This window comes from Pseudoalteromonas sp. TB51 (assembly GCF_000498055.1).
Classification (GTDB): Bacteria; Pseudomonadota; Gammaproteobacteria; order Enterobacterales; family Alteromonadaceae; genus Pseudoalteromonas; species Pseudoalteromonas atlantica.
The window spans coordinates 1-24,584 of the sequence record NZ_AUTO01000158.1 but is presented as its reverse complement, the minus strand read 5'-3'; the positions used below and the strand labels follow the sequence as shown (position 1 = coordinate 24,584).

The following is a 24,584-nucleotide window of genomic DNA, read 5'->3' as shown; positions in this document are numbered from 1 at the left end:
GTATCTTATAATCGCATAGGCATAACCACGTACATTGCTTCTTCATCGCCCGCACCTTCAATAAGTGCACTGCTGTTTGAATCTGCTAATGTAAATAGTACATCTTCTGTTTTTAATGTATTTAGTACATCTAATACATACGATACATTAAAACCAATTTCTAGCTCATCACCCTCATACATTACTTCTACTATTTCCTCAGCCTCTTCTTGCTCAGGGTTATTAGCCGTAATTTTAAGTAAGCCATTGGCAAGGTTTAAACGCACACCTCTAAATTTTTCGTTAGATAAAATAGACACACGTTGAAACGCATTACGTAACCATTCACGGTTAGCGGTAATTACTTTATCTCCACCACGAGGTAATACGCGGCGATAATCAGGGAAGCGGCCATCCACTAACTTACTTGTAAAAGTAAATTCCACATCGATAATACGAATATGGTTAGCGCCAAATTGAATAGTAACTAATTCTTCGTCGGCAACCATAAGGCGCATAATTTCTTGCACACCTTTGCGCGGTATTATTAATTGGCGCTGCGTATTTAACGATTGGCCTAATTCTTTTTGCGCTATTGCCAAACGGTGGCCATCGGTGGCTACTGTTTTTATGTCGCTATTATCTACTTCAAACGACATGCCATTTAAGTAATAACGAACGTCTTGGTTAGCCATTGAAAAATGTGTGCTTTCAAGTAACTTACGTAACTCTAAACGCGTTAGCTGAAACTCAACCTCGCCATCCCACTGCTCTAAATTAGGGAAGTCTTCCGCGGCAAGCGTAGTAAGTGAAAAGCGGCTTTTACCACTGGTTAAAAGCAGTTGGTGCTCTTGTAAGCTCAATGTAAGCTCAGAACCATCAGGCAGGCTTTTACAAATATCGAGTAATTTTTTAGCAGGTAGCGTTAACTTTGTATCGGCAATATCATCACCAACAAAAACACCTGCAACTAGTTCAATTTCAAGGTCTGTGCCTGTCATTGAAAGTTGCCCGTTTTCTACCACTAACAATACATTAGATAATATAGGTAACGTATGTTTACGTTCAATCGCACCCGATACTTGCACTAATGGCTTTAAAAATTGTTCTCTTGAAATGGTTATTTGCATAATAAAGTCAGCCCTAAGATGACAACGTTCTTATTAAATTTTGATAATCTTCTTTTATTTCGTGGCTTTCATCACGAAGTGATTTAACCTTTCTACACGCATGTAATACCGTGGTGTGGTCACGTCCACCAAATGCGTCACCAATCTCAGGTAAGCTGTGATTAGTTAATTCTTTAGATAATGCCATAGCTACCTGACGCGGCCTCGCGATAGAGCGGCTGCGACGCTTAGATAACAGATCTGACACACGTATTCTGTAATACTCAGCCACGGTGCGCTGTATGTTGTCTATAGTGACAAGTTTATCTTGTAGTGCCAATAAATCGCGCAGCGCTTCTTTTACAAAGTCGATAGAAATTGGACGCCCGGTAAAATTAGCATTAGCTATTACACGGTTAAGCGCACCTTCTAATTCACGTACGTTTGAGCGTAATTTTTTAGCGATAAAAAAAGCGACTTCGTGCGGTAAATTAATTTTACTCTGCTGCGCTTTTTTCATCAAAATGGCAACGCGCGTTTCAAGCTCTGGCGGCTCTATAGCAATCGTTAAACCCCAACCAAATCGTGATTTAAGCCTGTCTTCTACGCCCTCAATTTCTTTTGGGTAGCGGTCAGAGGTTAAAATAATTTGCTGATTACCTTCTAATAATGCATTAAAGGTATGAAAAAATTCTTCTTGTGAGCGCTCTTTATTAGCAAAAAATTGAATATCATCAATCATTAGCGCATCTACACTACGGTAATAACGTTTAAATTCTTCAATGGCATTATTTTGTAGTGCTTTTACCATGTCTTGCACAAAACGCTCAGAATGCATGTAAACAATTTTAGCATCGGGCTTGTTAGCCATAATGCCATTACCTACTGCATGTAATAAGTGAGTTTTACCTAAGCCTGTGCCACCGTAAATAAATACTGGGTTAAAGGCAGAGCCAGGGTTATCTGCAACTTGTGTTGCAGCCGCTTTTGCTAGCTGGTTAGATTTACCCTCAACAAAGCTGTCAAAGGTATAGTTATCTTTTATATTAGATTTATAGCCTGATTTAGGCGCAGGCTCTACTGCTGCTTTTTGTTCTACAGGTTGCTGTTTAGCAGGTGCCTGTGAACTAGGTGATGCAGGGGCTTCAACACTTGGCGCCGCCGCTTGAGTATTTAGTAGTGGTTTACTACCTACATCAAAACGCAATTCGGGCGCTTCATCACCACAAATTTCTACCAGTAACTCATTAATACGGTTTAAATACTTTTCTCTTACCCAATCAAGAACAAAGCGATTAGGTGCGTAAATCGTTAAGGTATCTTCGGTACTTTCTGCTTGTAGTGGTCTTACCCACATACTGAATTGTTGCGAAGGCAACTCATCTTGCAATACATATAAACAACTTTGCCAAACCGACAGATACACAGTTAAACTCCCAGAGGTATAATTTTTATTCCCGCACATCAATAATGATTAAAAATCATGCATTTATTGCGTTCAATTGGCCAGCTACCCGACCCAAGACCGGGTATTATGAAGGCACTTTATCCACAAGTAAAAGATTGATTTTTATAAAATTGTTGATATCAGTGTATAAATATCTTAACAGACTGATTTATAGCGACTTTTATTTTAAAGCCTGATAACAGATCATAACAAAAACACACTGAGATCGCGAACCAATTTTACGATCTAAATGAGTTTTCCCATGCTTTTATTCACTTTTTAAACACCAGCTGTGGAAAACTTCTTAATTATGATGATCCTAGTTGATCACCCTACTTTATTACGATCCACATTCTTTTAGTCAGTCTCGGCCATTAATTCGCCTTTTTGCGTAAAAGCAGACCATTTTGCTTTAAAATTAATCCATAAATATCAAGCCAGCGTACAAAAAATGTAATAAACACGGTGTTTACAGCGCAATTATGATTGACTTTAAAGTGCTTAATCTATAATATCTCGCGCTCGCAATGGCACCTGTGCCAGGATCGCGACCTGCATAGGATGTTTTAACTTTAACCGATCGGATGAGATTGTTATGAAAAGAACTTTTCAACCTAGCGTTTTAAAACGCAAACGTGCACACGGCTTCCGTGCTCGCATGGCAACTGTAAATGGCCGTAAAGTATTAGCACGTCGCCGCGCTAAAGGCCGCAAAGTTCTTTCTGCTTAATATATAAGTGGAAGACTTTAGCTTTGGCAGGGAGTTACGTCTGTTAACTCCCTCGCATTACTCTCGCATATTTAACGAACCCGCTCGGGCTGCAACTCCTTTATTTACTCTTTTAGCTAAACCTAATGACCAAGATAAACCTAGGTTAGGACTCACTGTTGCAAAAAAACGTGTAAAAAAGGCATGCCAACGAAACCGTATTAAACGACTCGCTCGCGAAAGTTTTCGTTTAAATCAACACACCATCGATAATATCGATATTGTGCTTATGGTAAAAAGTGGTATTGATGAGCAGTCTAACGAAGAAATAACCAAACAACTTACAAAGCTGTGGCGTAAAATAAATGAACGCTGCAAACCTGGTGCGCCTAAACCACCACCTTTTAAAAAACGCCCAAACAAATCAGCTAAATCTAATAAACAAACCCGATAGCAATAGAATTGCAGGGTTAATTAGGGTATCTTTAGCTCACCTTTTAATCATGCGTTTAAAATCTCTAATTGAGCCTTTAAATACATGGTATCTATTCACTAAATATACGCAGGGGTATAAACACCATGAGGTTACTTAAACCACTTGTTGCTATTCCAAAGCGTTGTTTAGTGTTATTTATCCGCGGTTATCAAATGTGGATAAGCCCACTACTAGGCCCGCATTGTCGTTTTAATCCAAGCTGCTCTCATTACGCTATTCAAGCAATTAATTTGCATGGATTTGTAAAAGGGAGTTGGTTAGCACTTAAACGCATATTAAAATGCCATCCTTTACATTCAGGCGGAGAAGACCCCGTTCCTGAAAAATTAACCCGTATTAACCACCAACACGAGAAATAAGAGCTGTTATGGAATCGCAACGCACGTTTTTATTAATCGGTTTAATGTTAGTGTCGTTTTTATTATTTCAAGAATGGAATAATGACTACAACACTCCTAAAGCCGATCCTAGTGCCACTACACAAACACTAAACACAACGTCACCAGAGTCAGATGATTATATACCGTCATCGTCAGATTCAGGTTTACCTGCTTCGGCTACCGCTGCTAAGCGTTCAGTTATTGACATTACGACTGACGTTTTCAAAGTAAAAATAGACACCAAAGGCGGTGACATTGTTGAAGCAGACTTACTCCAATACGAAGAAGTAAAAGGTGAAGAAACACCATTTATGCTTCTAGGCGAGTTTGATGGCAATCAATACTTCTCACAAAGTGGTTTAATTGGTTTAAATGGCCCAGACGCATCAGCGAATGGTCGCCCTACTTACCAAGCAACGCAAAAAGCCTACACGCTAAGCGGTGATGAGCTACGTGTACCACTTACCTATGTAGATAGTAATGGCGTTAGCTTCACTAAAACATACGTATTTAAAAAAGGTCAATACGATGTAGGCCTAGAGTACACAGTAAATAATGCGACAAGTGCGCCAGTGCAAGTACAGCTATACACGCAAATTAAGCGTACCGTACAAGAAAAAGGCAGCTTAGTAGATCAAAACTATTTAGGTGCAGCTTACGGTACTGATGAAGAGTCGTACGAAAAATACAGCTTTTCAGATATGGCTGACAAAAACCTAAATAAAAACACCCAAGGCGGTTACGTTGCATTTATTCAGCATTACTTTGTAAGTGCATGGGTACCTAAGCAAGACGAAACACACACGCTTTACAGCTTAATTACTAAAAGTAATGCCGCTATTATTGGTACAAAAGCAGCGCCTATAAATGTACAAGCCGGCAGCGAGCAAACTCTTAATGCGACTTACTACATGGGTCCTAAAGAGTCAGATATTCTTGAAGCGATTCACCCAGATTTAGACTTAACTGTAGATTACGGTTGGTTATGGTTTATTTCGCAGCCTTTATTTGTACTTCTTAAATGGTTACACAGCATTTTAGGTAACTGGGGTGTCGCTATTATTGCCATCACTATTATCGTTAAATCGTTAATGTACCCACTGACTAAAGCGCAATACACGTCAATGGCTAAAATGCGTGCCCTTCAGCCAAAAATGGCTGCCCTAAAAGAAAAATATGGTGATGACCGTCAAAAGTTCGGCCAAGCTACTATGGAAATGTACAAAAAAGAAAAAGTTAACCCTATGGGTGGCTGTTTCCCTATTTTGCTACAAATGCCAATTTTCTTAGCGCTATTTTACGTATTCTTAGAATCGACAGAGCTGCGCCATGCAGAGTTCATTCTTTGGCTAACAGACCTTTCTACAAAAGACCCATACTACGTATTACCAATATTATTTGGTGCAAGTATGTTTGTGACGCAAAAACTACAACCAATGACGGTTACCGATCCAATGCAGCAAAAAATGATGACCTTTATGCCGGTTATCTTCTCTGTATTCTTCTTATGGTTCCCATCTGGTTTAGTACTTTACTGGTTAGTGTCTAACCTTATTTCTATTGTCCAGATGCTTATCATCTACCGTGGCATGGAAAAGCAAGGTATAAAAGTAAGAGGCTAGCTTAACGGCTACTCATATAAAGGCGACTTAGGTCGCCTTTTTTATTGCCTATTTTTTACCACAGCTATTCGCTACCAATAAATGCATAGGTTACAATAGCGCCATTAAAGTTACTCTCGTTGGCAAATAAATAGCATGATCAATCAAGACACAATTGCAGCACAAGCGACCGCTCCTGGGCGTGGTGGCGTAGGTATAATTCGGGTTTCTGGCAGCCTTGCTAAAAGCGTGGCCGAAAAAATAATAGGTAAAGTACCTAAGCTTCGCTATGCCGACTACGTTCCTTTTAAAAGTTTAAGCGGCGAGCAACTCGACCAAGGCATCGCTATTTATTTTGCAGGGCCAAATTCATTTACCGGCGAAGACGTACTTGAACTGCAAGGTCACGGCGGCCCAGTTGTACTCGACATGCTATTAAAAGAAATTAGCCAAATAGAAGGCGTTCGCTTAGCTAAGCCTGGTGAGTTTTCTGAGCGCGCCTTTATGAACGACAAGCTTGATTTAACCCAAGCAGAGGCTATTAGCGATTTAATTAATGCAACCTCAGAGCAAGCAGCTAAAAGCGCCCTACAGTCGCTACAAGGTGAGTTTTCTAAATACATTGAAACCCTAGTAGAAAAAGTTATTCATTTACGTATGTATGTAGAGGCAGCCATTGACTTCCCTGATGAGGAAATTGACTTTTTATCCGATGGCAAAGTGTCGGGCGATTTAGATGCCATTATCAGTCAATTACACACAGTAACGAGCCAAGCTAAGCAAGGCAGTATTATGCGCGAAGGTATGCGCGTTGTTATCGCAGGGCGCCCTAATGCGGGTAAATCAAGCCTACTTAATGCCCTAGCAGGCCGCGAAGCCGCCATAGTAACCGAAATAGCCGGTACTACTCGCGACGTACTACGTGAGCACATTCATATTGATGGTATGCCACTGCATATTATCGATACCGCAGGCCTACGTGAAAGCCCAGACCGCGTCGAACAAATAGGTATAGAGCGCGCGTGGGATGAAATAAATCAAGCTGATCGCGTGTTGTTTATGCTTGATGGCACCGACACCACCGACACCGACCCACACGCAATTTGGCCTGAGTTTATGGCAAAATTACCGCAAGGTATGGGTGTTACCGTTATCAGAAATAAAGCCGATTTATCGGGCGATGCAGTAGGTATGGATGAAAACCAACAATACCCAGTAATTAGTTTAAGCGCTAAAAATGCGCAAGGTATTGAGCTTGTACGCGACCACTTAAAAGCCTGTATTGGCTTTCAGGGCGCAACAGAAGGTGGATTTATGGCGCGTCGCCGCCATTTAGATGCACTTGAACATGCGGCCTATCACTTAGATACTGGTAAAACGCAGTTAGAAATGCACGTAGCCGGCGAAATATTAGCCGAAGAGCTACGCTTAACGCAGCAGTACTTAAACGAAATAACCGGTGAATTTACCTCAGACGACCTGCTAGGCAAAATATTTAGCTCGTTCTGTATTGGTAAATAACTCGCTAAAGCAGCATAAAATAACACTTACTTTAGGGCACATTAGTGCCCTTTTTTATGCCCGGTATAAAAATTTAAAAAGCTAAAATGGGGCTAAAATTAAATAAAAACGCGCCTGATTTTAGCGTATTCAACTCACCTCTTTAATCTCTTACGGTATAAAAATACACCACGTTAAGCGCGTAATTGGCGCTCTATATAGCTTAAAAAAGTACCAATATACCGCTAAAAAGTATCCTTAAGTAGATCGTTTTAACTACAGTTTATGAATTTATAAGCAAAAGTAACCGGTACTATCAAAGCCAACGCCCTCGTTTTTAATCGATCCACCAGCAAAACTCCTCGCTGAACTTGAAAAATAATAAGACTAATTAAAAAAGGTTATCCACAATCGCCTACTTTATGGCTAATAAAACAAAAATAGCGGCACATTTATAAGCTTAAACCGTCACGATCTATAAAAAAGCGTGGTTTATTACACTTATTTTCACTTTTTTAGGGCAGATCTGCTTAATCGGATCGTTTTTAAAAATTATTTTTGATCGCCTTTTTAAGTTATCAACAAGATTACTATCCACATTATGATCAACAACAGCTTAGCTATATAAAAACGTGGGCTGGTGGCCTCACTTATAATAAAAAATCAATGACTTAGTTTTATTTAGATCTACAAAACATACTAGTTAAGCAGAGCTTTCCCCAACCTTATCAACAACTTGATCAGAAGATTACATTTAAATAGTTTTTGTTAATTCATTTATATTCAATAACTTATATAAGCGATTACAACAAAGAGTAAAAACAACTCAAAAATAGTTATACAAAATTACAAAGGTTTTCTTTACTGCAAGGCTAACTCAGTTATCATAGCGGGCAAATAAGTAATGTGTGATCAGTTTAAATATGAGTTCTGTAAATATAATCGTTGGTAGTCAAATGGGATCTGCAGAATATGTAGCAGAACAACTATGTGATGAGTTAAATAACCAAGGTATAAGTGCTGAACTACATGATCAACCTAATTTATCTGATATTGATCAACACAATACAATCTGGCTTATATGCACATCGACCTATGGCGCGGGCGATTACCCCGACAACCTTTTACCATTTATTGAGCAGCTAAATCAGCAAAGTGACTTATCTGCAATTAAATATTCAGTCATTGGTTTAGGCGATACCAGCTACGACACCTATAACCTTGCTGGGCGTAATATAAATAGTTTAATGGCAAGCAAAGGCGCAACATGCATAGCGCCAAGGCTTGAATTAAATATTCTTGATGAGGCATTACCCGAAGATACCGCCCTAGAGTGGTTAGATTCGTGGATAGAGAAAACACAATTAAAGTAATGTGATCGATTAAAATGCATAAACAAAGTTACCCACAATTTACTAATAATTTAATAGCTTTTGTGGATAACCGCTGATCAAACTGCGTTTTTAAGCATGCTTATCCATGGGATAAGATCCAATCGATATTGGGCTGTGTATAAACCCCCTTTTTGATCAGAGCTTATTTGCCTGATGATCCGATCATATTAACACCTTTAGATCTGATCTAATTTTATGTTTTAAATGAATAAATAGAGCTTATCAACAGAAAACCCGATCACTAGTAGTAATAGTATTAAAAGATCTCTTTAAAAGATCCTTTATATTATAAGTGATCAGTGACTTAGATCTTGCCCACTGTTTAATCATTTATCTTCTGCTAATTTCTAGGTAGAATACGCTCCCTTTTGAAGTTTACTGGTTTGATTAAGTAGGATCCCATTAATGATTTTTCACGAAAAGTTTGACGTTATCGTAGTAGGTGGTGGACATGCAGGCACTGAAGCCTCATTGGCTGCTGCACGTATGGGGATGAATACCCTGCTGCTAACTCATAATATGGATACACTTGGTCAAATGTCTTGCAACCCTGCAATTGGTGGCATAGGCAAAGGCCATTTGGTTAAAGAAATTGATGCGCTAGGCGGTGCCATGGCACAAGCTATTGATAAAGGCGGTATTCAATTTCGTACCTTAAATTCTTCAAAGGGACCTGCTGTTCGTGCAACTCGAGCACAAGCTGATCGCGCTTTGTACAAAGCTGCAATTCAAAACACATTACAAAACCAAGAAAACCTAAAAATATTTCAACAATCGTGTGATGATCTTATCGTTGAAAACGACAAAGTTGTTGGCGTAGTAACCCAAATGGGATTACGTTTTAGCGCACCTAGTGTTGTATTAACCGTAGGTACTTTCTTAGGTGGCCAAATACATATTGGTTTAGAGAATTTTAAAGGTGGTCGTGCAGGCGATCCCCCTTCAATTGCACTTGCTGATCGTTTACGTGAATTACCTTTTAGAGTAGACCGTTTAAAAACAGGTACTCCACCACGTATTGATGCCCGTACAGTTGATTTTAGCAAGATGCAAGAACAACCAGGTGATGCGCCTACACCGGTATTTTCGTTTATTGGTAAACAAAGCGATCACCCACAGCAAATACCATGCTATATCACCTACACAAACGAAAAAACCCATGAGGTTATTCGTAACAATTTACATCGCTCGCCTATGTACTCTGGCGTAATTGAAGGTATAGGACCACGTTACTGCCCTTCAATAGAAGATAAAATTGTGCGCTTTGCTGATAAAGACAAGCACCAAATATTTGTAGAGCCTGAAGGTTTAACATCGTACGAGCTTTACCCAAACGGTATTTCAACCAGCTTACCTTTTGATGTGCAGTTACAAATTGTGCAATCGATAGATGGTTTTGAAAACGCACATATTTGTCGCCCTGGTTATGCTATTGAATATGATTTCTTTGACCCACGTGATTTAAAACAGTCATTAGAAACCAAATTTATAGACGGATTATTTTTTGCAGGCCAAATAAATGGTACTACTGGTTACGAAGAAGCCGGTTCACAAGGTTTAATTGCCGGCATGAACGCCGCTTTACAAGTACAAGGCAAAGATGCATGGACTCCACGTCGTGATGAAGCGTATGTGGGCGTACTAATAGACGACTTAGCGACGCTTGGTACAAAAGAACCGTACCGTATGTTTACTAGCCGTGCGGAATACCGTTTATTATTGCGTGAAGATAACGCTGATATTCGCTTAACAGAAAAAGGCCGTGAACTTGGTTTAGTTAACGATGAGCGCTGGCAGGCATTTAACGAAAAAATGGAAGTGATCGAAAAAGAGAAACAGCGTATTAAAGAAACCTGGATCCATAAAGATCATGCTGTGGTTGATCAAGTAAACGCCTTATTAAAAACACCGCTTACTCGTGAAGCAAGTTTAGAGGATCTACTTCGTCGTCCAGAAATTCGTTACGACGATTTAATGGCTATTGATGGGCTTGGATCTGAGTTTACAAACCAAGCTGCACTTGAACAAGTTGAGATCCATACTAAATACGCAGGCTACATTGCGCGCCAGCAAGATGAGATCAATAAACAGCTTCGTCATGAAGAAACCATTTTGCCTAAAGAGTTCGATTACTCAACGGTATCGGGTTTATCAAACGAGGTAGTTGCTAAGTTAACAGATGCGCGTCCAGACACTATTGGCCAAGCTTCTCGTATTTCTGGTATCACCCCAGCGGCGATTTCGCTATTATTAGTGTATCTGAAGAAGCAAGGCTTATTACGCAAAACTGCGTAATGGTAAAGGTAAACTGTGTTAAAGCAACAATTAACAACATTGTTAGCGCAAACTGATATTGCGCTAACCGAAAAACAACAACAGCAATTAGTTAAATACGTTGAGTTACTAAACAAATGGAACAAAGCGTATAATTTAACGTCTGTACGCTTACCAGAAGAAATGATGATTAAGCACATTATGGATAGCTTAGTTGTTGCACCTCATTTACCCGGTCATCATTATATTGATGTAGGCACAGGTCCTGGCTTACCAGGTATTGTATTAGCTATTGCACTACCTGATACGCAATTTGTATTGCTTGATAGCTTAGGCAAACGCGTTCGCTTTTTAATGCAAGTTAAACACGAGCTCGGGCTAAATAATGTCACCCCTGTGCAGTCAAGAGTTGAAGAATATCAACCAAGTGTTAAATTAGATGGCGTACTAAGTCGTGCGTTTGCTTCACTGCAAGATATGGTTGATTGGTGTTCACACTTAATTGATCACTCAGGCAAATTTATAGCGCTTAAAGGTGTGTTTCCTAGTGAAGAGCTAGAATCGCTTCCTGAGGGTGTAAAATTTGAAGATAAAATCTCGCTAGTAGTGCCTGAGCTTGATGCACAACGACATTTAATTATTCTTTCTAAAGACTAGGGATCAGAGACATAGTGGCAAAAGTCATCGCATTAGCAAATCAAAAAGGCGGCGTTGGTAAAACAACAACGGCTGTTAATCTCGCTGCATCTATGGCTGCAACGAAGCGTAAAGTGCTGTTAATAGATCTCGACCCCCAAGGCAACGCTACGATGGGTAGCGGTGTAGACAAATACGGCGATGTCGCCACCATTTACGATTTACTCATTGAAGAAAAGCCTATGGATGAAGTGATAATCACTGAAACCTCGGGTGAGTATCATATGATAGCGGCCAACGGCGATGTAACCGCAGCCGAAGTAAAGTTAATGGAATTGTTTGCACGCGAAGTACGTCTTCGTAATGCGCTTGAAAAAATACAAGATAAATACGAATTTATTTTTATCGACTGCCCGCCTTCACTAAATATGTTAACAGTAAACGCCATGGCTGCTGCTGATTCTATTTTAGTACCAATGCAATGTGAATATTATGCGCTTGAAGGGTTAACCGCATTAATGGACACTATTACGCAACTTGCAAAGTTAGTTAACCCTAACTTACAAATTGAAGGCATTCTTCGTACTATGTACGATCCGCGCAATCGATTAGCAAATGATGTATCAGAACAATTAAAACAACATTTTGGCGATAAAGTATACCGCACCGTGATCCCACGTAATGTGCGTCTTGCCGAGGCACCTAGTTTTGGTGCACCAGCAATGTACTACGACCGCGCATCAAGTGGCGCAAAAGCCTACTTAGCACTTGCGGGCGAAATGCTACGCAGAAAAGAAAAAACAGCGCCGGTAGTCGCCTAACTTTAAGGTAAAAAAATAACATGTCTGCTAAAAAACGAGGTTTAGGCCGAGGACTCGATGCCCTTTTAAGTTCATCAAAACCAGCGCCGAGCTCAAGCAAGGAACAAGACACAGTAAATGTGACTGAAGCTGTACAAACTGCAGCACAGCCCGTTGCGAATGAATTGCAAAAGCTGCCTATTGAGTTTTTACACTCAGGAAAATACCAGCCTCGTAAAGATATGTCTGAAGAAGCGCTTGAGGAGTTAGCAAGCTCTATCCGCTCTCAAGGCATTATTCAGCCAATTGTGGTGCGCCCAGTTGCAGAAAATAGCTTTGAAATAATAGCCGGTGAGCGCCGTTGGCGTGCTGCACAAATAGCAAAGCTTGAAAGCGTACCTTGTATTGTAAAAGATGTGCCAGATGAAGCCGCCGTTGCTATTGCGCTGATAGAAAATATTCAACGTGAAGATTTAAACGCAATGGAAGAAGCTATCGCTTTAAACAGATTATTGAATGAATTTGAATTAACGCACCAGCAAGTTGCCGATGCGGTGGGTAAATCGCGCACTACCGTGACCAATTTACTACGATTAAACAATTTAAATAGTGATGTTAAAATTCTGTTAGAGCATGGCGACATAGAAATGGGCCACGCACGCTGTTTATTAGCACTTGAAGGTGAAGCACAATCTGACGCTGCAAGATTAGCCGTAGCTAAAGCGCTAACTGTTCGCGAAACCGAAAAGTTAGTACGCTCAATTTTAGAGCCGGTTGCTGCTAAAGAAGCACCAGAAAAAGACCCAGATGTTAAGCGTTTAGAGCAAAAATTAGCCGACAACTTAGGGGCTAAAGTAGAAATAAATTATAACGCGAAAGGCAAAGGTAAGTTGGTTATTTCTTACACCAATTTAGATGAGCTTGATGGCATTTTAAATCGTATAAATCACAGCAATACCGACCATTAAAATTTTACATGTCCGATAAGAGACATTTGTAGCTATTTTGTGTTACAAAGCGTCTACTCAAGTTGCAAAACTGGTAGGATTAAGTATAATTTCGCCAGTTTTCACACCCTAACAATTAGAACGCCATAAAGGTTAACTAAACGTGACTAATAAGTTAGCAAGACCTTATAGGCTTGCCGCATTTAAATTAATTTGTCTTCAGGGTATCGTAGCACTTGTAGCTGCAGTAATTATTTTTGTTGGTTGGGGAGTAAACGCCAGCGTATCAGCACTTGCCGGTAGCAGCGTAGCAATACTTCCCCACCTAGTATTTGCGCTTTATGCATTCAGATATATGGGTGCAAGCAAAGCAAATCAAGCGTATACCTCGTTAAAACGCGGTAACGGATTAAAATTTATGCTAACAATCGTATTGTTTGCACTGATACTCAAGTCAACCACGGTCGTTTTAGTGCCGTTTTTTTGTGTTTACGTATTTGTGCTCTTTACTGGATTGTTTGCACCCGTTTTTTTTAAACATTAACTTTTGGGATATAACATGGCTGCAGAAGAAGTTACTATATCAAGCCATATCCAGCATCACTTAACAAACGCTAAGATGTGTATGACCGACTCAGGTCTTGCCTTCAACAAAGCGTGTGCAGACAGTGGTTTCTGGACATGGAATATAGATACCCTCGCATGGTCAATCGGACTTGGTCTATTATTTTTATGGACCTTCCGAAGCGCCGCAAAGAAAGCTCACACCGGAGTACCGGGTAAATTTCAATGTTTTATTGAAATGATTGTTGAGTTCGTTGGTGACAACGTACGTGACACTTACCACGGTAAAAGCAAATTAATTGCTCCATTAGCCTTAACAATTTTTGTTTGGGTGTTCTTAATGAACTTAATGGATTTAATCCCAGTTGATTTCTTACCTGCACTTGCTGGTTTTGTTGGTGAACAAGCCTTTGGCATGGACTCACACGACGTTTACATGAAAATTGTACCTACCACAGACATAAACTTAACCGCTGCATTAGCATTGGGTGTGTTTATTCTGATGATTGGTTACTCTATTAAAATTAAAGGGGTTGGTGGCTTCATTAAAGAGCTTACACTTCACCCGTTTAGCTCTAATAGCAAAGTGGCTATGATTTTCTTAATTCCTTGTAATTTATTACTAGAAACAATCGCTCTAGTGTCTAAGCCTTTCTCGTTAGCACTGCGTTTATTCGGTAACTTATACGCTGGTGAATTGATATTCATACTTATCGGCGCAGTTGGTTTAATGCAACTTCCGTTGCACTTTGTTTGGGCTGTATTCCATATCTTAGTAATCGTGTTACAAGCATTCGTATTTATGATGCTAACCATTGTTTACCTAAGCATGGCAAGTTCAGACAATCACTAATTTATACACTTTTTATATTTAACTTTAACAATTGAAACTTTGGAGAAAAAAATGGAACTAGTATTAGGTCTTAAGTACATCGCAGTTGCTTTACTTATCGGCTTCGGTGCAATCGGTACTGCTATCGGCTTCGGTAACATGGGTGGTAAATTCCTAGAAGCATGTGCGCGTCAGCCTGAACTTGCACCTTCATTACAAGTTAAGATGTTCATCCTAGCTGGTCTAATCGATGCGGTAGCAATGATCGGTGTTGGTATCGCAATGGTAATCCTGTTCGTACTTTAATTTTATTTTTTGAACAGCTTACTATTTTAAGGAGGAGCGGTCGTGAACATAACAGCCACTCTTATCGGTGAATTAATTGCGTTTACGGTGTTTGTACTATTTTGTATGAAATATGTATGGCCACCACTTAATGATGCAATTGAGTCTCGCCAGAAGAAAATTGAAGATGGTTTAGCTGCCTCTGATAGAGCCGAAAAAGACTTAGAACTTGCGCAACAAAAAGCTGCAGAACAGCTTAAAGATGCAAAAGCTCAAGCGGCTGATATCATTGAACAAGCTAAAAAGCGTGCCGTGCTTATTGTTGACGAAGAAACTGTTCGTGGACAAGAAGAGCGTGAAAAAATTATTGCTCAAGGGCACTCTGAAATTGAATCAGAGCGTAACCGTGTAACAGAAGAGCTACGTAAGCAAGTAGCAACTCTGGCAGTGGTTGGCGCTGAAAGAATTTTAGAGCGTGAAATCAATCAAGCCGCACATAGTGACATCGTTGAAAAACTTGTCGCTGAGCTGTAATTAGGAGGGTATGAGCATGTCTGAATTGACTACTATCGCTCGCCCATACGCTAAAGCGGCTTTTGAACTTGCCGTTGAAAAAGGCACGATTGAAAGCTGGAATGACATGTTGTTTTTTGCAGGCGAAGTTGCCAGCAATGAACAAGCATCAGCCATTCTAGCTGGATTGCCTACTGCTACTGCACAAGCTGAGTTATTTATTAACTTATGTGCTGAGCAGCTCAACGAACAAGGTCAGAACCTAGTTAAGGTGATGGCTGAAAATGGACGTTTGATTGCACTGCCTGAGGTTGCTCAGTTATTCGCTGCGTTTAAAGCAGAGTATGACAAAGAAATCGACGTAGATGTGATTTCGGCAACCCCTCTTGCTGCAGCGCAGCAAGAGTCATTGGTAGCGACACTTGAAAAACGTTTCGCACGCAAAGTTAAGCTGAATTGTAGTGAAGACGCTGCAGTTGTTGGCGGCCTTATTATTAAGGCGGGTGACACTGTAATCGACGGCTCAGTACGCGGTAAATTAAACCGCTTAGCCACAACACTACAATCGTAATTGGGAAAAAGAGCATGCAACTTAATTCCACTGAAATTTCAGATCTGATCAAACAACGTATTGAGCAGTTCGAAGTTGTAAGTGAAGCTCGTAACGAAGGTACTATCGTATCTGTTACTGACGGTATCATCCGCATCCACGGTCTAGCTGACTGTATGCAAGGTGAGATGATTGAGCTTCCAGGCAACCGTTATGCTATCGCACTAAACCTTGAGCGTGACTCAATTGGTGCAGTAGTTATGGGTCCTTACGCTGACCTTACTGAAGGCGTAAAAGTATACACAACTGGTCGTATCTTAGAAGTTCCTGTTGGTGCTGGCTTACTTGGTCGTGTTGTAAACACACTAGGTGCTCCTATCGACGGTAAAGGCGCTTTAGATAACGACGGTTTTGAACCTGTAGAAAAAATTGCACCAGGTGTAATCGAGCGTCAATCTGTAGATGAGCCAGTTCAAACTGGTTACAAATCTATTGATGCGATGATTCCAGTTGGTCGTGGTCAGCGTGAGCTTGTAATCGGTGACCGCCAAACAGGTAAAACTGCACTAGCAATCGATGCAATCATCAACCAAAAGAACACAGGCGTTAAGTGTGTGTACGTAGCGGTTGGCCAAAAAGCATCTACTATTGCTAACGTAGTACGTAAATTAGAAGAGCACGGTGCACTTGCAAATACTATCGTAGTTGTAGCATCTGCTTCTGAGTCTGCGGCACTTCAGTACTTAGCACCGTTCTCGGGCTGTACTATGGGTGAATACTTCCGTGACCGTGGTGAAAACGCATTAATCGTATATGATGATTTATCTAAGCAAGCTGTTGCTTACCGTCAAATCTCATTACTACTTAAGCGTCCACCAGGTCGTGAAGCATACCCAGGTGACGTATTCTACCTTCACTCGCGTCTTTTAGAGCGTGCATCGCGTGTAAACGCTGATTACGTTGAAAAGTTCACTAACGGTGAAGTGAAAGGACAAACTGGTTCATTGACGGCATTGCCAATCATTGAAACTCAAGGCGGCGACGTTTCTGCGTTCGTACCGACAAACGTTATCTCTATCACCGATGGTCAGATCTTCTTAGAAACTGACTTATTCAACTCAGGTATCCGTCCGGCAGTAAATGCTGGTATCTCGGTATCGCGTGTTGGTGGTGCTGCACAAACTAAAATCGTTAAGAAACTAGGTGGCGGTATCCGTCTAGCCCTAGCTCAGTACCGTGAATTAGCTGCGTTCTCGCAGTTCGCGTCTGACCTTGATGATGCAACTCGTGCTCAACTTGAGCATGGTGAGCGTGTAACAGAGCTAATGAAGCAGAAACAGTACGCACCAATGTCTGTTGCTGAAATGTCTTTGTCGTTATTTGCAGCTGAGAAAGGTTATCTTAAAGATATCGAAATCTCTAAAATTATGGATTTCGAAGCAGCTTTACTTTCTTATGCAAGTAGCACATACGCAGAGCTTGTGGCTCAAATCAATGAAACTGGTAACTACAACGCCGAGATCGAAGCGCAGCTTAAAGAACTTCTTGAGAAGTTCAAGTCTACGCAAACTTGGTAATTTAGTTATTAATGGTGCGCTTTAGTTTACTAAAGCACACCTTGATTCGGAGAGAGAGTCATGGCCAGCGGAAAAGAGATTAAAAGCAAGATCGGGAGTATTAAAAATACTCAAAAGATCACTAGCGCAATGGAAATGGTTGCTGCGTCTAAAATGAAAAAGGCGCAAGAACGAGTGGCTTCAAGCCGTCCATACGCTGACAAATTACGCAAAGTAATTGGTCGTGTTGCTCAAGCAAATCTTGATTTTACTCACCCGTTCTTAGAAGAACGTGAAGTAAAACGAGTTGGTTATATTGTTATCTCTACAGACCGTGGTCTATGTGGTGGCTTAAACTCAAATGAGTTTAAAAAAGTTGCATTAGACATCAAAGCGTGGAAAGAAAAAGGTGTGGACGCTGAGTTTGCAACTTTAGGTAGCAAAGCTGCTAGTTTCTTTCAACGTTTTGGCGGTCAAGTGCTTGCTAAAAAAGCAGGCCTTGGAGATAAGCCTTCAGTACAAGACGTAATTGGTCCTGTAAAAATTATGCTAGATGCATTCTCAGAAGGTAAAATTGACCGTTTATTCCTGGTATATAACAACTTCGTTAATACCATGAAGCAAGAACCAACAATTGACCAGTTACTCCCTTTGCCAAAAGCTGAAGAAGAAGTATCTGCCCACACATGGGACTACTTATACGAGCCAGGCCCAGACGCTATATTAGAGTCTTTGCTTGTACGCTTTGTTGAGTCTCAGGTATACCAAGGTGTGGTTGAGAACGCTGCCTCTGAACAGGCTGCCCGTATGGTTGCAATGAAAGCTGCAACAGATAATGCCGGCGACCTTATGGATGAGTTACAGCTTGTTTATAACAAGGCCCGCCAAGCGGCAATCACACAAGAAATTAGTGAGATTGTTTCTGGTTCAGCCGCAGTTTAATGCTTCAGGCAAAGATTAACGAGAGGAATAGACATGAGTTTAGGTAAGGTCGTCCAAATTATCGGTGCCGTTGTGGATATTGAGTTTTCTCAAGACAACGTGCCAGCCGTATATGACGCGCTAAAAGTAACAGATGGCGATTTAGCTGGTTTGACTTTAGAAGTTCAACAACAGCTAGGTGGCGGTGTTGTTCGTACTATCGCACTAGGTACTACTGACGGTTTACGTCGTGGCGCAGCGGTAGAAAATACAGGTGAAGCGATTCAAGTTCCAGTTGGTAAAGCAACGCTTGGTCGTATCATGAACGTACTTGGTGAGCCAATCGATGAAGCTGGCCCAATCGGCGAAGAAGACCGTATGTCTATTCACCGTGCAGCGCCTTCATACGAAGAGCAATCAAGTTCAGTAGAACTTTTAGAAACTGGTATCAAGGTAATCGACCTTGTATGTCCATTTGCTAAAGGTGGTAAAGTTGGTTTATTCGGTGGTGCCGGTGTAGGTAAAACCGTAAACATGATGGAACTTATCCGTAACATCGCAATCGAGCACAGCGGCTACTCAGTATTCGCAGGTGTTGGTGAGCGTACTCGTGAGGGTAACGATTTCTACCATGAGATGAACGATTCAAACGTACTTGATAAAGTATCGCTTGTATACGGTCAGATGAACGAGCCTCCTGGTAACCGTTTACGCGTAGCGTTAACTGGTCTTACTATGGCTGAGAAGTTCCGTGACGAAGGTCGCGATGTACTTTTCTTCGTAGATAACATCTACCGTTACACGCTTGCTGGTACAGAAGTATCTGCACTTCTTGGTCGTATGCCATCAGCGGTAGGTTACCAGCCTACACTTGCTGAAGAAATGGGTGTACTTCAAGAGCGTATCGCTTCAACGAAGACAGGTTCAATTACATCAATCCAAGCGGTATACGTACCTGCGGATGATTTAACGGATCCATCTCCAGCAACTACCTTTGCTCACTTAGATGCAACAGTAGTACTTTCACGTGATATCGCATCACTTGGTATCTACCCAGCGGTAGACCCACTTGATTCATCTTCACGTCAACTTGACCCATTAGTAATTGGTCAAGAGCACTACGATACAGCACGTGGCGTTCAAACAGTTCTTCAGCGTTACAAAGAACTTAAAGACATCATTGCTATCCTAGGTATGGACGAGCTTTCTGACGAAGATAAGCAACTTGTATCTCGTGCACGTAAAATCCAGCGTTTCCTATCTCAGCCATTCTTCGTGGCAGAGGTATTTACAGGTGCGCCAGGTAAATACGTTTCACTAAAAGACACAATTGCTGGCTTTAAAGGCATTCTAAGCGGTGAATTTGATGACCTTCCAGAGCAAGCGTTCTACATGGTTGGCTCTATCGAAGAAGCTCAAGAAAAAGCTAAAAGCATGTAATTAGGAGGGTAGTATGGCAGCTATGACTGTACATCTTGACGTAGTAAGCGCAGAGCAGAGCTTGTTCTCTGGTCTAGTTGAATCGATTCAAGTATCTGGTAGTGAAGGTGAGCTTGGTGTTAATGCCGGTCACGCCCCACTACTAACTGCCCTTAAACCTGGTATGGTACGTTTAGTTAAGCAACATGGTGAAGAAGAACTGATCTATATTGCTGGCGGTACACTAGAAGTTCAACCGAACATAGTAACCGTACTTGCTGATACAGCTGTTCGTGGTGAAGACCTAGACGAGCAAGCCGCAGAGCAAGCTAAGCGTGACGCAGAAAGCCAAATGGCTAATGCGTCAGCAGCTGAATTTGATTATCAAAAAGCAGCTATGCAACTAGCAGAAGCTATTGCACAACTTCGCGTAATTCAGCAATTACGTAAAAAGTAAGCCTATCCGGTTTTTAAAAGCCCACATTATGTGGGCTTTTTTGTGCCTGTATTTTGGCTTTGCACTTATATCGGTTAGCAAAGCTGGTTACAATAAGTGTAATTATTATGAATAGTTTGTTTATCATAGATTCAGTCATAATTTTTTATAATACGGCTGAGTATGTATACATGGAGTGACATGCGTAATCTAGTTAAGCTACTTTCATTAACTCCTCACTAAAACAACGGAAAAAGGAAATTGTTTTAATGGCTCTAACAACAGTAATTCTTGCTGCGGGTAAAGGTACTCGTATGCGCTCTGCTCTACCAAAAGTACTGCATAAAGTGGCAGGTAAACCTATGGTGCAGCATGTTATAGATAACGCAAAGGCACTTGGTGCAACCACCACTAATTTAGTTTACGGGCATGGCGGCGAACTATTACAACAACAACTTGCCGATAATGACGTAAACTGGGTACTGCAAGCAGAACAACTTGGTACTGGCCACGCAGTAGCACAAGCAAGCCCTCATATTAATGATGACGACACTGTACTTGTTTTATACGGCGATGTACCCCTTACAAAACAGTCAACTCTTGAGCGCTTATTAGCTGCAACCCCTGAAAATGGTTTAGCAGTACTCACAGTAACCTTGGCTAACCCAAATGGCTATGGCCGTATGCTACGAGAAGATGGCAAGCTTGTAGGTATTATTGAGCAAAAAGATGCAAGCGCTGAGCAGCTACTTATCAGCGAAGTAAACACCGGCATTATGGCGGTTAACGGCAAGCTTTTAAAAACATGGTTAGGCAATCTATCTAACAATAATGCGCAAGGCGAATACTACCTTACAGATATTGTTGCTATGGCGCACAGTGAAGGTGTAGAAATCACCTCAGCACAGCCCGATCATGCAATGGAAGTTGAAGGCGCAAACAACCGCGTACAACTTGCAGGCCTAGAGTGTGCTTATCAAGCATGGCAAGCAGAAGAGTTAATGTTAAATGGTGCCACCCTAGCCGACCCTGCCCGTATTGATGTACGTGGCAATGTTAAAACAGGCGAAGACGTATTAATTGATATAAACGTTATTTTTGAAGGTAATGTAACCCTTGGCAATAACGTACAAATAGGCCCTAACTGTGTACTTAAAAACTGTACCATAGGCGATAACGTTGTAATAAAAGCGAATACTCTAATTGAAGATGCAAGCGTAGCAGCTAAATGTACGCTAGGCCCATATGCTCGCCTGCGCCCTGGTGCGGTAATGGAAGAAGACTCGCACATTGGTAACTTCGTAGAGATGAAAAAAACCCGCTTAGGTAAAGGCTCTAAAGCAAACCACTTAAGTTACTTAGGCGATGCTGAAATTGGTGAAAAAGTGAATATAGGCGCAGGTACTATTACCTGTAACTACGATGGAGTTAATAAAGCAAAAACCATTATTGGTGATAACGCCTTTATTGGTTCTAACTCATCGCTTGTTGCCCCAGTAAACATTGGTGCAACAGCAACTGTAGGTGCAGGCTCTGTGATCACCAGTACCGTTGAAGATGAGCAGCTTGCAATAGCACGTTCTAAACAGCGTAATTTAACGGGCTGGAAACGCCCGGTTAAAAAATAATTATAAAAGGCTACTTAGGTAGCCTTTTTTATTTCAGTTGAAGTTTAAACTGTTCTTTATAGCGTCTAGATAAGTTAAGCATCTTACCTGTAGTTAGTTTTATTTCACTATCGCCAGTAGGTAGCGGTGTAATAGACTCTATTCTATCAAGGTTTACGCCATGGCTGCGATGGACTCTGCAAAAGCCTTTATCTTCTAGTTGCTCACTTAGTGCTGTAAGGGTCGTTCTTAAAGGGTAAATAGATGTGCCAATATACAAGTTTACATAGTTGCCCGATGATTCAAGCCAATCAACATCATCTATTTTTACAATAAACTCTTTACCATGCTTTTTTACAAGCAACCGGTTTAGACTGGGTGTGGCTTGTTGCTCGCTTTCTTCTATAGAAGATGCCTCCCCAATTAATTGCTGAACGACATATTGATATACTTTTATGAGCGCAATAAAAAATATAAAGCTTATAGCATCCTTTTGATATTCGTATATTAATTCAAACCAACTCAAACCAAAATCATAAGAGCGACCCCAAGCTAAATATACAAGCTTGCGACTGCCTACCATAATAGCAATATGTAACATGCTAAATACAATTGAAGCGCCAAAATACATACCCATTGAAGCAGGTATTTTATGCCATTTAAAAGGTGTGTTATTCAAAAACCAAATTAAAGCCGGAAACATAAGCAAAGATCCTAGCGCGCTTGAATACTCCCATACAAATGGCTCCCAAATTAAAAATGGTAAATCTCCTGATCTTTTTACCTCCATAATTTGGGTTGTAGCATTTACGGTATTATTAATTAATACGTAAGCACACAGTAATACTGATGCGTATAAGGTTTGAAAACGCTGAAAGTGTTGTAGGTTCATAGTATGTGCTTATATTTATGTGGTGAGTTTATCCCTAAATACCACCGTTTATCACTATTGCCTGTAATATAAGCACTTATGAATAGTTTTTGCGAGTCGTTTCAGTCTTACTAGTACCAATAGACATACATTGGTTTTAGCATGAATAAACAATTACACGTAACAAACCGTCATTACTTTCTTGATTGGCTGAGAGTCATTGCGTTTGCTGTACTTATTTTTTATCACATTGGCATGTTGTACAGCGAAAACTGGGGCTTTCACTTTAAAAGTACTTATATATCTCACTACGTAGAGTATTTTTTATTGGTGTTTGCTCCTTGGAGAATGCTACTGATTTGGTTTATATCTGGAGTAGCACTTCGCTTTATGCTCGATAAAGTGAGAGGTGTTAAATCAAATGCGTTATTTGTTTTAAATCGCTCTATTTTTATATTACTACCTTTGCTGGTGGGGTTATGGCTAATAGTTCCCTTTCAGTTGTATGCAGAAATGTCGCAAAAGAGCGTAATAGACATAACGTATTGGCAGTTCTACTTAGCATTTTTAGATATTAATAATGAGATGTTTGCCAATTACCAGTCTGGGGTATGGCCGCACGTAGATGTAAATCATTTATGGTATTTACGCTCTCTTTGGCAGTTCATGCTTATCATTATTTTATTTTCACTATTCATGAAGCTCCCTTTTTTTACGCCTTTACCCAAGTTAGGTAAAGTGAGGCTGCCATTACTGGTAAGCTTATTAGTCATAGCCATGTTGCTTACACATAACTACTTAGAAGGAGATGCTGTAAGGGAGGCTAACGGCTTTATATTTCTATTTATAGGGTTTCTGTTAGCCAAACACAATTATTTTTGGGCGAGCCTAAAACACTATTTTTGGGTGTTATGTGTAAGCTTTACCCTGCTGTGTATATACATATTAATGGCTTACCAAAACGTATTTGATTTACCTAGTTATATTTTTACTACTATATACAATATTCAAAGAGTATTGGGAGTGCTTACCATGCTTGCACTCGCACAGCATTTTTTAAACTTTAAAACTAATTACTTAAAAACATTTAATAGCTGGGTGTTCCCTTTTTATTTATTGCACCAAAGTGTACTCATAATCCTATGTTTTGTTTTGCAGCCTTTAGAGGTAGGTTCTTTTATTGAACCACTCTTGGTTGTTATTGGTACATGGTGTATTTGCGCGGTTATTACGTTAATAGTGACACGTATTGATATTTTAAGGCCCTTAATAGGTGTTAAAACTCAAAATAGCTATATCAAGCCTTATAAATTATTAGGTTATACAGTAAGCCTTATTCTTGTGTGCCCCTTAGCATTTAAACTCGTTTTTTAAGTTAAAAAAGCTTTATTAAAAGTGCCATAGCTTTGTCATACCTGTGTGTTGTTATTTTGCTCAACACCACACTAAGGAAAATAACAATGTTAAAAAGGTCACTTATAGCACTTTCACTCATATCAATATTAACGGGTTGCTCACTAGATGGAGATGACGGCCAAGACGGCACGCAAGGTATCCAAGGGGAGCAAGGCACAGCGGGTCAAAATGGTACTAACGGCACTAATGCAAACTCTGCGTTAAATATAAGTTTAGTAGGCCGCGCTGTACTTAATGCCCAAAGCCCCGAAGGTGCAGCCGAAATAGTTGCTTATCAAGCATCTAAAAAGTGGATATACGCCATTAATAGCTCTGGTGATGAAGCCGTTGTTAATATTATAC

General features: G+C 40.5%; 24 protein-coding genes and 1 pseudogene. 22 read left to right on the top strand and 3 right to left on the bottom strand.

Features of this window, described 5'->3' with window-relative positions; genetic code table 11:
- Window positions 1-5: 5 nt before the first annotated feature.
- A complete protein-coding gene (dnaN, locus tag L650_RS0108270) occupies window positions 6-1,109 on the bottom strand; it encodes a DNA polymerase III subunit beta (protein ID WP_029772814.1) in 1,104 nt (367 codons plus the stop codon).
- Between the two features lie 13 nt (window positions 1,110-1,122).
- On the bottom strand, window positions 1,123-2,514 hold the full coding sequence (gene dnaA / locus L650_RS0108265) for a chromosomal replication initiator protein DnaA (protein ID WP_004588059.1): 1,392 nt from the start codon (window positions 2,512-2,514) through the stop codon (window positions 1,123-1,125).
- A gap of 616 nt (window positions 2,515-3,130) precedes the next feature.
- Between dnaA and rpmH the strand changes: the two genes are divergently transcribed.
- The 20 genes from rpmH (at window position 3,131) to glmU (ending at window position 21,976) form a co-directional block, all read left to right on the top strand.
- Window positions 3,131-3,265, top strand: coding sequence for a 50S ribosomal protein L34 (gene rpmH, locus L650_RS0108260; RefSeq protein ID WP_004335215.1), 135 nt, complete (start codon window positions 3,131-3,133; stop codon window positions 3,263-3,265).
- 7 nt (window positions 3,266-3,272) lie between these two features.
- Window positions 3,273-3,698, top strand: a complete 426-nt coding sequence (gene rnpA / locus L650_RS0108255) for a ribonuclease P protein component (protein WP_029772813.1) — start codon at window positions 3,273-3,275, stop codon at window positions 3,696-3,698.
- A 125-nt stretch (window positions 3,699-3,823) separates the two neighbouring features.
- Window positions 3,824-4,099 carry a membrane protein insertion efficiency factor YidD gene (gene yidD, locus L650_RS0108250; protein WP_004588061.1) on the top strand — a complete coding sequence of 92 codons (276 nt, stop codon included), beginning with the start codon at window positions 3,824-3,826 and terminating at the stop codon, window positions 4,097-4,099.
- A gap of 8 nt (window positions 4,100-4,107) precedes the next feature.
- Window positions 4,108-5,742, top strand: a complete 1,635-nt coding sequence (gene yidC / locus L650_RS0108245; RefSeq protein WP_024032130.1) for a membrane protein insertase YidC — start codon at window positions 4,108-4,110, stop codon at window positions 5,740-5,742.
- Window positions 5,743-5,877: 135 nt separating this feature from the next.
- Window positions 5,878-7,242 carry a tRNA uridine-5-carboxymethylaminomethyl(34) synthesis GTPase MnmE gene (gene mnmE / locus L650_RS0108240; RefSeq protein WP_029772812.1) on the top strand — a complete coding sequence of 455 codons (1,365 nt, stop codon included), beginning with the start codon at window positions 5,878-5,880 and terminating at the stop codon, window positions 7,240-7,242.
- 902 nt (window positions 7,243-8,144) lie between these two features.
- On the top strand, window positions 8,145-8,594 hold the full coding sequence (gene mioC, locus L650_RS0108230) for an FMN-binding protein MioC (RefSeq protein WP_004588064.1): 450 nt from the start codon (window positions 8,145-8,147) through the stop codon (window positions 8,592-8,594).
- A 426-nt stretch (window positions 8,595-9,020) separates the two neighbouring features.
- The gene (mnmG, locus tag L650_RS0108225; protein ID WP_029772811.1) at window positions 9,021-10,910 is read left to right on the top strand and encodes a tRNA uridine-5-carboxymethylaminomethyl(34) synthesis enzyme MnmG; all 1,890 of its coding nucleotides are present in this window, start codon (window positions 9,021-9,023) and stop codon (window positions 10,908-10,910) included.
- Between the two features lie 15 nt (window positions 10,911-10,925).
- Window positions 10,926-11,546: a 16S rRNA (guanine(527)-N(7))-methyltransferase RsmG gene (gene rsmG, locus L650_RS0108220; RefSeq protein ID WP_029772810.1), complete on the top strand. Its 621-nt coding sequence runs from the start codon at window positions 10,926-10,928 to the stop codon at window positions 11,544-11,546.
- Between the two features lie 14 nt (window positions 11,547-11,560).
- Window positions 11,561-12,346 carry a ParA family protein gene (locus L650_RS0108215; RefSeq protein WP_004588067.1) on the top strand — a complete coding sequence of 262 codons (786 nt, stop codon included), beginning with the start codon at window positions 11,561-11,563 and terminating at the stop codon, window positions 12,344-12,346.
- A 20-nt stretch (window positions 12,347-12,366) separates the two neighbouring features.
- Window positions 12,367-13,293: a ParB/RepB/Spo0J family partition protein gene (locus L650_RS0108210; protein ID WP_004588068.1), complete on the top strand. Its 927-nt coding sequence runs from the start codon at window positions 12,367-12,369 to the stop codon at window positions 13,291-13,293.
- Window positions 13,294-13,435: 142 nt separating this feature from the next.
- Window positions 13,436-13,816: an ATP synthase subunit I gene (locus L650_RS0108205; protein ID WP_024032126.1), complete on the top strand. Its 381-nt coding sequence runs from the start codon at window positions 13,436-13,438 to the stop codon at window positions 13,814-13,816.
- 15 nt (window positions 13,817-13,831) lie between these two features.
- Window positions 13,832-14,689: a F0F1 ATP synthase subunit A gene (atpB, locus tag L650_RS0108200; RefSeq protein WP_004588070.1), complete on the top strand. Its 858-nt coding sequence runs from the start codon at window positions 13,832-13,834 to the stop codon at window positions 14,687-14,689.
- A 51-nt stretch (window positions 14,690-14,740) separates the two neighbouring features.
- Window positions 14,741-14,974, top strand: a complete 234-nt coding sequence (atpE, locus tag L650_RS0108195; protein ID WP_004588071.1) for a F0F1 ATP synthase subunit C — start codon at window positions 14,741-14,743, stop codon at window positions 14,972-14,974.
- A 42-nt stretch (window positions 14,975-15,016) separates the two neighbouring features.
- Window positions 15,017-15,487, top strand: coding sequence for a F0F1 ATP synthase subunit B (gene atpF, locus L650_RS0108190; RefSeq protein WP_004588072.1), 471 nt, complete (start codon window positions 15,017-15,019; stop codon window positions 15,485-15,487).
- 16 nt (window positions 15,488-15,503) lie between these two features.
- On the top strand, window positions 15,504-16,037 hold the full coding sequence (atpH, locus tag L650_RS0108185; RefSeq protein ID WP_004588073.1) for a F0F1 ATP synthase subunit delta: 534 nt from the start codon (window positions 15,504-15,506) through the stop codon (window positions 16,035-16,037).
- 14 nt (window positions 16,038-16,051) lie between these two features.
- Window positions 16,052-17,593 (top strand): F0F1 ATP synthase subunit alpha, encoded by a 1,542-nt coding sequence (atpA, locus tag L650_RS0108180; protein ID WP_004588074.1) that lies wholly within the window; start codon window positions 16,052-16,054, stop codon window positions 17,591-17,593.
- Window positions 17,594-17,653: 60 nt separating this feature from the next.
- Window positions 17,654-18,514 carry a F0F1 ATP synthase subunit gamma gene (gene atpG / locus L650_RS0108175; protein WP_004588075.1) on the top strand — a complete coding sequence of 287 codons (861 nt, stop codon included), beginning with the start codon at window positions 17,654-17,656 and terminating at the stop codon, window positions 18,512-18,514.
- Window positions 18,515-18,547: 33 nt separating this feature from the next.
- Entirely contained in the window at window positions 18,548-19,933 is a 1,386-nt protein-coding gene (gene atpD / locus L650_RS0108170; RefSeq protein ID WP_004588076.1) for a F0F1 ATP synthase subunit beta, read from the top strand.
- A 13-nt stretch (window positions 19,934-19,946) separates the two neighbouring features.
- Complete coding sequence (locus tag L650_RS0108165) at window positions 19,947-20,369, top strand: F0F1 ATP synthase subunit epsilon (protein ID WP_004588077.1); 423 nt, start codon at window positions 19,947-19,949, stop codon at window positions 20,367-20,369.
- Between the two features lie 248 nt (window positions 20,370-20,617).
- Window positions 20,618-21,976, top strand: a complete 1,359-nt coding sequence (glmU, locus tag L650_RS0108160) for a bifunctional UDP-N-acetylglucosamine diphosphorylase/glucosamine-1-phosphate N-acetyltransferase GlmU (protein ID WP_029772809.1) — start codon at window positions 20,618-20,620, stop codon at window positions 21,974-21,976.
- A gap of 28 nt (window positions 21,977-22,004) precedes the next feature.
- Here the strand turns inward: glmU and L650_RS0108155 are convergent, their stop codons facing one another.
- Window positions 22,005-22,847 carry a LytR/AlgR family response regulator transcription factor gene (locus tag L650_RS0108155; RefSeq protein ID WP_029772808.1) on the bottom strand — a complete coding sequence of 281 codons (843 nt, stop codon included), beginning with the start codon at window positions 22,845-22,847 and terminating at the stop codon, window positions 22,005-22,007.
- Window positions 22,848-22,988: 141 nt separating this feature from the next.
- Between L650_RS0108155 and L650_RS0108150 the strand changes: the two genes are divergently transcribed.
- Together L650_RS0108150 and L650_RS0108145 are read left to right on the top strand one after the other, a co-directional pair.
- Window positions 22,989-24,200 carry an acyltransferase family protein gene (locus L650_RS0108150; protein ID WP_029772807.1) on the top strand — a complete coding sequence of 404 codons (1,212 nt, stop codon included), beginning with the start codon at window positions 22,989-22,991 and terminating at the stop codon, window positions 24,198-24,200.
- A gap of 86 nt (window positions 24,201-24,286) precedes the next feature.
- Window positions 24,287-24,584 (top strand): annotated as a pseudogene (locus L650_RS0108145) (collagen-like protein); the annotation flags it as partial.

What these genes read in the sequence shown, in the direction of transcription:
- atpH (WP_004588073.1), top strand. Translation starts at nt 15,504, where the DNA reads ATGTCTGAATTGACTACTATCGCTCGCCCATACGCTAAAGCGGCTTTT.
- mioC (WP_004588064.1), top strand. Translation starts at nt 8,145, where the DNA reads ATGAGTTCTGTAAATATAATCGTTGGTAGTCAAATGGGATCTGCAGAA.
- yidC (WP_024032130.1), top strand. Translation starts at nt 4,108, where the DNA reads ATGGAATCGCAACGCACGTTTTTATTAATCGGTTTAATGTTAGTGTCG.
- L650_RS0108150 (WP_029772807.1), top strand. Translation starts at nt 22,989, where the DNA reads ATGAATAAACAATTACACGTAACAAACCGTCATTACTTTCTTGATTGG.
- L650_RS0108210 (WP_004588068.1), top strand. Translation starts at nt 12,367, where the DNA reads ATGTCTGCTAAAAAACGAGGTTTAGGCCGAGGACTCGATGCCCTTTTA.
- atpA (WP_004588074.1), top strand. Translation starts at nt 16,052, where the DNA reads ATGCAACTTAATTCCACTGAAATTTCAGATCTGATCAAACAACGTATT.
- atpE (WP_004588071.1), top strand. Translation starts at nt 14,741, where the DNA reads ATGGAACTAGTATTAGGTCTTAAGTACATCGCAGTTGCTTTACTTATC.
- atpD (WP_004588076.1), top strand. Translation starts at nt 18,548, where the DNA reads ATGAGTTTAGGTAAGGTCGTCCAAATTATCGGTGCCGTTGTGGATATT.
- dnaN (WP_029772814.1), bottom strand. Translation starts at nt 1,109, where the DNA reads ATGCAAATAACCATTTCAAGAGAACAATTTTTAAAGCCATTAGTGCAA.
- L650_RS0108155 (WP_029772808.1), bottom strand. Translation starts at nt 22,847, where the DNA reads ATGAACCTACAACACTTTCAGCGTTTTCAAACCTTATACGCATCAGTA.
- atpB (WP_004588070.1), top strand. Translation starts at nt 13,832, where the DNA reads ATGGCTGCAGAAGAAGTTACTATATCAAGCCATATCCAGCATCACTTA.
- atpG (WP_004588075.1), top strand. Translation starts at nt 17,654, where the DNA reads ATGGCCAGCGGAAAAGAGATTAAAAGCAAGATCGGGAGTATTAAAAAT.
- yidD (WP_004588061.1), top strand. Translation starts at nt 3,824, where the DNA reads ATGAGGTTACTTAAACCACTTGTTGCTATTCCAAAGCGTTGTTTAGTG.
- rpmH (WP_004335215.1), top strand. Translation starts at nt 3,131, where the DNA reads ATGAAAAGAACTTTTCAACCTAGCGTTTTAAAACGCAAACGTGCACAC.
- glmU (WP_029772809.1), top strand. Translation starts at nt 20,618, where the DNA reads ATGGCTCTAACAACAGTAATTCTTGCTGCGGGTAAAGGTACTCGTATG.
- mnmG (WP_029772811.1), top strand. Translation starts at nt 9,021, where the DNA reads ATGATTTTTCACGAAAAGTTTGACGTTATCGTAGTAGGTGGTGGACAT.
- mnmE (WP_029772812.1), top strand. Translation starts at nt 5,878, where the DNA reads ATGATCAATCAAGACACAATTGCAGCACAAGCGACCGCTCCTGGGCGT.
- L650_RS0108165 (WP_004588077.1), top strand. Translation starts at nt 19,947, where the DNA reads ATGGCAGCTATGACTGTACATCTTGACGTAGTAAGCGCAGAGCAGAGC.